Source organism: Planktothrix sp., assembly GCF_046067725.1.
In the GTDB taxonomy this organism is placed as follows: domain Bacteria; phylum Cyanobacteriota; class Cyanobacteriia; order Cyanobacteriales; family Microcoleaceae; genus Planktothrix.
In genome coordinates this window covers 1-5,654 of the sequence record NZ_JBJUDF010000216.1, presented here as the reverse complement: position 1 = coordinate 5,654, position 5,654 = coordinate 1, and the positions used below count along the sequence as shown (strand labels likewise).

Below are 5,654 nucleotides of genomic sequence, written 5' to 3'. Positions count from 1 at the left end.
CAAATTCGTGACCTCAGTAAGCAAGAGTTCCTTGCCTTGAGAGAACTGTGTAGATTGAGTAAAAACCTTTACAATGTAGGGCTTTACTCGGTTAGACAGTTCTATTTTTCTGAACAAAGATACTTGAGATATGAATCGAATAATGGTGCTGCCAATATTAGAAAGAAAAGTAGCCACAATGGTTTTACCGGAGTGGGTAGGGGTTGTTTGACTCAGCCTTTAAGAGTGAAAATCTCTTAAGAATCCCCGTCTCTTCAGAGCGGGGAGTGTCAACATAGGTCGTGTTTCCAAACTGAAAGGTGAGTAAAAATCTTACTCCCTTGAGTCTTTGTGGAATTGTCTAATTTCTCTATCCTGCCTGATTCGATATCTGAAGCGGGGTTTCCTGTTTGCAATTGATGTTTTTGAAGTTTCTGGTGGATACTGCAGGAGTACCAGCCTCGGAGGTATAGATGGAAGTTGAAATTCCCCAACTAGAAAGTGTTAAGCGCCAACTCATGAACCATCAACGACCCAAAAAGCCCAAGATGTTGGTAGTTGACGATGAGCCAGATAATTTAGATCTGCTCTACCGTACATTTCGACGGAATTTTAATGTATTTAAGGCAGAAAGTGGTGTTAAAGCGTTAGAAATTTTAGCCGAAGAAGGGGAAGTGGCGGTGATTATCTCCGACCAGCGAATGCCTGAAATGAAAGGGACGGAGTTTCTCAGCAAAACAGTACCCCAGTTTCCCAATACGGTGCGAATTATTTTAACCGGGTTTACGGATATTGAAGACTTGGTAGATGCGATTAATTCAGGCCAGGTCTATAAATACATTACCAAGCCTTGGGATCCCAACGAACTCAAAGCGGTGGTGGAACGTGCGGCAGAAACCTACGAGTTACTGAACCAACGCACGGCTGAACTCAATCTAGCTCAGGCTCAAACCCAATTGTTAGCAACGATTATGGAAGCTACACAAGTCGCTGTTAATCGGGAAAGTCTATTGACAACGATTGCCGAAGCCGTAGCCAAACAGTTCCAAGCGGATGTTTGCATTTTACAATCCATTCAGGACAATCATCTGGTTCCCATTCAAGGCCATTATAGCAACAAAGGTGGGGTAGAACACTGGTTAGACCGTGATCCTATTGTCCAAGAAGCTCTGACAACGGGAACTGTACAGGCATCGATTAATATTGCGGCTGATCCGGTCTTATCCACTCTTCCTCACTATCAAATTTCGGGAATTCAAGCTCATATTAATGTTCCGATTAGCTATCGAACTCGCCAGATTGCTTTATTATCAGTACAGTGGAAGTATCCTTGTCAGATGAGTCCTGATGATTTGACCACCCTGTATTTAGTTGCCCAGCAAATTGCCTTGGCTATTACTAGTCTTAACTCCTAATCTCCAAATTCAACATGATTAATGAACACAACCCCGTTCAAGACATCTTTAATCGCATTGCACCTGTCTATGATCAATTAAATGACGGGTTAAGTTTGGGGCAACATTGGATTTGGAAAAAAATGGCTGTGGGCTGGAGTAGTTGTCAACCGGGAGATACAGCTTTAGATTTATGTTGTGGAAGTGGAGATTTAGCTCTGTTATTAGCTCAACAGGTGGGACAATCTGGGCAGGTATTTGGGGTAGATTTTTCCCATTGTCAGTTAGAGATTGCGAAACACCGACCTCGACCCTTTACCATTCCAACGGCGGCGATCACTTGGGTAGAAGCGGATGTTTTAGCTTTACCTTTTGATGATAACCAGTTTGACTGCGCCACTATGGGTTATGGTTTACGCAATGTTACCGATATTCCTCGTAGCCTCCAAGAACTCCATCGAGTCCTCAAACCCGGAGCAACCGCAGCAATTTTAGATTTTCATCGTCCTGGGAGTCTTCTACTGCGGACTTTTCAACAATGGTATTTAGATCAGATTGTTGTTCCCGCAGCCGAACGATGGGGTTTTAAAGAAGAATACGCTTATATTAACCCTAGTTTAGAAAAATTTCCTAGAGGCAATGAACAAGTTAGATTAGCCCAGGAAGCCGGATTTTTTCAAGCCACCCATTACCCGATTGCAAACGGTATGATGGGAGTATTAGTGATAATGAAAAGCGATTAAGATCCTGAATCGTTTAGTCGGCTCAGGTTTTTTTACTCCTACAAACCCTTGCTATCGCTCATGGTTGGCTGCGAGAAGAATGGTGAATGTTTCTGATCTTTGGGTTTTAATCACACCGCCAATTGTGGGTGGAATTATTGGTTATTTTACCAATGATTTAGCGATTAAAATGTTATTTCGTCCCTACCGACCCCTACAGGTTTATGGCCGAAAAGTTCCATTTACGCCTGGTTTAATTCCGAGAAATCAAGAACGTTTAGCCAAAAGGGTTTCCGATACTATCATGGGGTCGTTATTGACTCCAGAAGAGTTACAAAATTTAGCTCGTCGGTTACTGGAAACCGAACGAATGCAAGCGACAATTAATTGGTTTTTAAGACTAGCATTAGATCAAGTTAAATCGGATACAGAGCGAAAAACTGCTAGAATTTTATCCGGTATTTTGCATGATTTTATTGGGGAATCTTTACCCAGAATCTTACGAGTTTTAGCTCGAAGAGATGATTTTTTAGCACCTCAAATCAATCAAATTTTTGATCAAGTGCTATTGGAATTTCAATTGAGTGATAAACAATCCCAACAGTTATCAGAATGGATTTTAGAGGTTGTGTTACCTCCAGAAGTCTTACGACAAGCTTTAATTGATTTCTTAACTGATCGCAATATTTCAATTATTGATGAAGGATTCCGTGAACAAACCAGTGGAACCTATTGGGTGGTTGCCAATTTATTAGGATTACGTCATAGTTTAACCCGACTGCGAACCTTTTGTTTAGATGAAAAAGAAGAAACTAATCGACGATTAATAGAATTAATTAAATCGCTGGGATTAGCAGAACGATTACAAGAATGGTTACAAAATATCACCTTACAAAATTTACCTGTTTCCACGGTTAAACAATTCCGAAAAACTCTACGGGATGCCGTGAGGCTTTATATTCAAGAACAAGGAATTGATGTCATTCAAGGATTAAGTGAATCGATTGATTGGGATCATCTTTCAACTTGGATTTTAAAACGATTACAAAATTCTCCCGTAATGAATACTTCCTTAGAATTAGTCAGTCAAGAATTAGCCTTGCTTTTGGAGCGGTATTTAGAGCAGGATTTAGAAAAAATCATGACTCAAGTAATTCCGATTTTAAATATTGAACAAGTCATTATTGATCGAGTCAAACAAACTTCCCCCGAAAACTTAGAAGCCGGAATTAATGGAATTGTTAAAAGTGAATTACAGGCGATTGTTAATTTAGGAGGGATTTTAGGAATTATTGTGGGTTTATTCCAAACAGTTTTGTTATTATTTAGATAACGAGAATATCAATTAATATGGCTACTCCTAAATCAAATCCGTCTCAACAAAATCCTCAACTGAGTCCTGAAAGATATGCGCGTTTAAAAGCAGAAGCAATGGCTCCTTATCGGGGTTTACGACAGTTTATTTATGTCGGTTTTGGGGCTTCCGGTTTAATCGGTGCATTTGTATTTTTGGCCCAACTGTTAGCAGGACGTAATGTTGGATCGGCGTTACCGAACTTAGCCTTACAAATAGGGGTCGTGGCCTTGATGGTGGCCCTATTTCGTTGGGAACAACGGGCTAAGGGACGGACATCAGGGCCAAAGTAACATAACTATATATTTCTCCATGAAAGGACATAAGACGCAATCAAAAGAAAATAAAGAAAATATTACGAAATTAAAGTTTCGTCATAATTCCTGAGATGATAGATTACAGTGGATTAAATGGGGTCAGCTTGATAAAGACCCTAACGATAAATCTCTTTTAATGCTTCAAATGGGGTCAGCTTTTATAAAGACCCTAACCATAGGAAAACTCACTGATAAAAACCTGGAGGTCAGCTTCCGATTTGCGGAAGCTGGCTTTCTCGTTTTAAAGTTCCACTGCACCGGAGATTTTGGATTGATCGATTTCATTCCCAACCACCGTCAGCGTATAACCGCGTGTCGCATTATACACATCATAGCGACCATTACTGCGAATAATATTTTGACCCGGATTGGTAACCGTCCCTAGATCGGGTTGAGCTTGTGAAATCGCTACTACTCCATCCCGTTGATTATTTTCAATTAAATTATTTCGCAATGTGGGTTTTGCTTGGTGAGAAATCACAACCCCATCTCGATTTTCAATAATTTGATTTTCAATAAGAACGGGGGTTGCTTCATCATTAACCGAAATTCCAAACCCTGTATTTTGGAAAAGATTATTGCGAATTTCTCCTGCTCCTGAACGAGCAATTGATATTCCATTTCCAGTATTTTGAGTAAAGATATTATTTGTAATTTTAGGATTCCCTTCCGCCGTAATAAAAATCCCATCTCGCTTACTGTTAGTAAATGTAGAATTACTCACCGTAGGATTAGAAGATTCGATCCATAATGCTGTACCCCTAGTATTCGGATTGGTTAAAGTTAACCCCAGAATTTGACTATTTCCTTCGGTTCTAATCGTGGCATTTTGTCGAGCAAAGGTTGGGCTAACAAAATTACCTCCGCCTACAATCACCGTAGTTTGTCCGTTACTGGAAACGTCTCCCTGTAAGGTAATTCCATCTTTGAGCACAATGGGGAAGACTTCACCAGTTTCTGGGCTGTAGGTTCCAGGGTTAAGTTGAATCACCGTACCCGGTTGAGCTTTTTGAAGCGCATAACTAATGGAACGATAGGGGCCAGATTGACTTCCTGTGGAAGCACCGCTATCAATTCCCGTATTAGGATCAACATAAATAACAGAACCTTGGACTAAATTTTGAGGAATGATCCCAGGAGCAGATGGAATGGTCTGGATATTTGCCCAAGCAGGCATTTCTAAGCTTGTTATCAGCCCTAGTCCCAAAATCGTTGTTGTCCACCTCCAGCCTTTGTACAATTTCGAGCAGAAGGATAAAGTTAAGGGTTGCATCGGCTCCTGTTGATTACACATAGATATTCATGGTTTGTCGTGATTAAGAGGCGATTATCCGTCACAGGGTTCCTGTCCAAGATAAGATTAGGACAATCGACCTTTGAGAGAAATTGCTCTAAATTCGTTGAACTTCAAGCATTTTAGCCGATTCAGATCAATGGATTTTGTTTTCTCCGAGATTGGATATGATTCTCTGGGAACTTGTGATCTCCCAGACCCGTCAGTAAAGCCAGACTTTATCTTGTGCCTGTTTTGGATCTAGTTTCTGGAGCTTGAGCACAAAAAAGTTCTCAATCAGCAGATGTCAGGACTTTGTTTTTGTTGCGATGGGTTCATATATCGGTGGTTGTCACATCAAGCGATAGTTAATTGTTCAAGGTGTGGCTTCCTAGGAGCAACCCAAAAACAGATGTGAGATTAGGGTATAGTTCTGTTCTGTCCCTGTCGCAGTCAAACAAAAATTTCTCAATCTCTTGCTATTTTCTTGACACTTCTGTTAAGCTGATACGATATTTTTTTATTCATTCCTGAAGGGCATTTGGCCTCACTACAAGGGTTTCCATGGGGTGATGCTGAGTTGTATTTTGTATCTATAGAGATGGACTTTGCAAC

General features: G+C 40.6%; 5 protein-coding genes and 1 pseudogene. 5 read left to right on the top strand and 1 reads right to left on the bottom strand.

Annotated elements, in window-relative coordinates:
* The 5 genes and pseudogenes from ACKPEB_RS13205 to ACKPEB_RS13185 all read left to right on the top strand — a co-directional run.
* Positions 1 to 240: pseudogene (locus ACKPEB_RS13205) on the top strand (hypothetical protein); the annotation flags it as partial.
* Between the two features lie 212 nt (positions 241 to 452).
* Complete coding sequence (locus ACKPEB_RS13200; RefSeq protein ID WP_408965394.1) at positions 453 to 1,394, top strand: response regulator; 942 nt, start codon at positions 453 to 455, stop codon at positions 1,392 to 1,394.
* A 14-nt stretch (positions 1,395 to 1,408) separates the two neighbouring features.
* On the top strand, positions 1,409 to 2,116 hold the full coding sequence (gene ubiE / locus ACKPEB_RS13195; protein WP_408965393.1) for a bifunctional demethylmenaquinone methyltransferase/2-methoxy-6-polyprenyl-1,4-benzoquinol methylase UbiE: 708 nt from the start codon (positions 1,409 to 1,411) through the stop codon (positions 2,114 to 2,116).
* Positions 2,117 to 2,195: 79 nt separating this feature from the next.
* Positions 2,196 to 3,428, top strand: a complete 1,233-nt coding sequence (locus ACKPEB_RS13190) for a DUF445 domain-containing protein (protein ID WP_408965392.1) — start codon at positions 2,196 to 2,198, stop codon at positions 3,426 to 3,428.
* Between the two features lie 17 nt (positions 3,429 to 3,445).
* Entirely contained in the window at positions 3,446 to 3,742 is a 297-nt protein-coding gene (locus tag ACKPEB_RS13185; RefSeq protein WP_408965391.1) for a DUF3493 domain-containing protein, read from the top strand.
* A gap of 265 nt (positions 3,743 to 4,007) precedes the next feature.
* Here ACKPEB_RS13185 and ACKPEB_RS13180 read toward each other — a convergent pair whose 3' ends face one another.
* Positions 4,008 to 5,060 carry a DUF1565 domain-containing protein gene (locus ACKPEB_RS13180; protein ID WP_408965390.1) on the bottom strand — a complete coding sequence of 351 codons (1,053 nt, stop codon included), beginning with the start codon at positions 5,058 to 5,060 and terminating at the stop codon, positions 4,008 to 4,010.
* Positions 5,061 to 5,654: the final 594 nt, after the last annotated feature.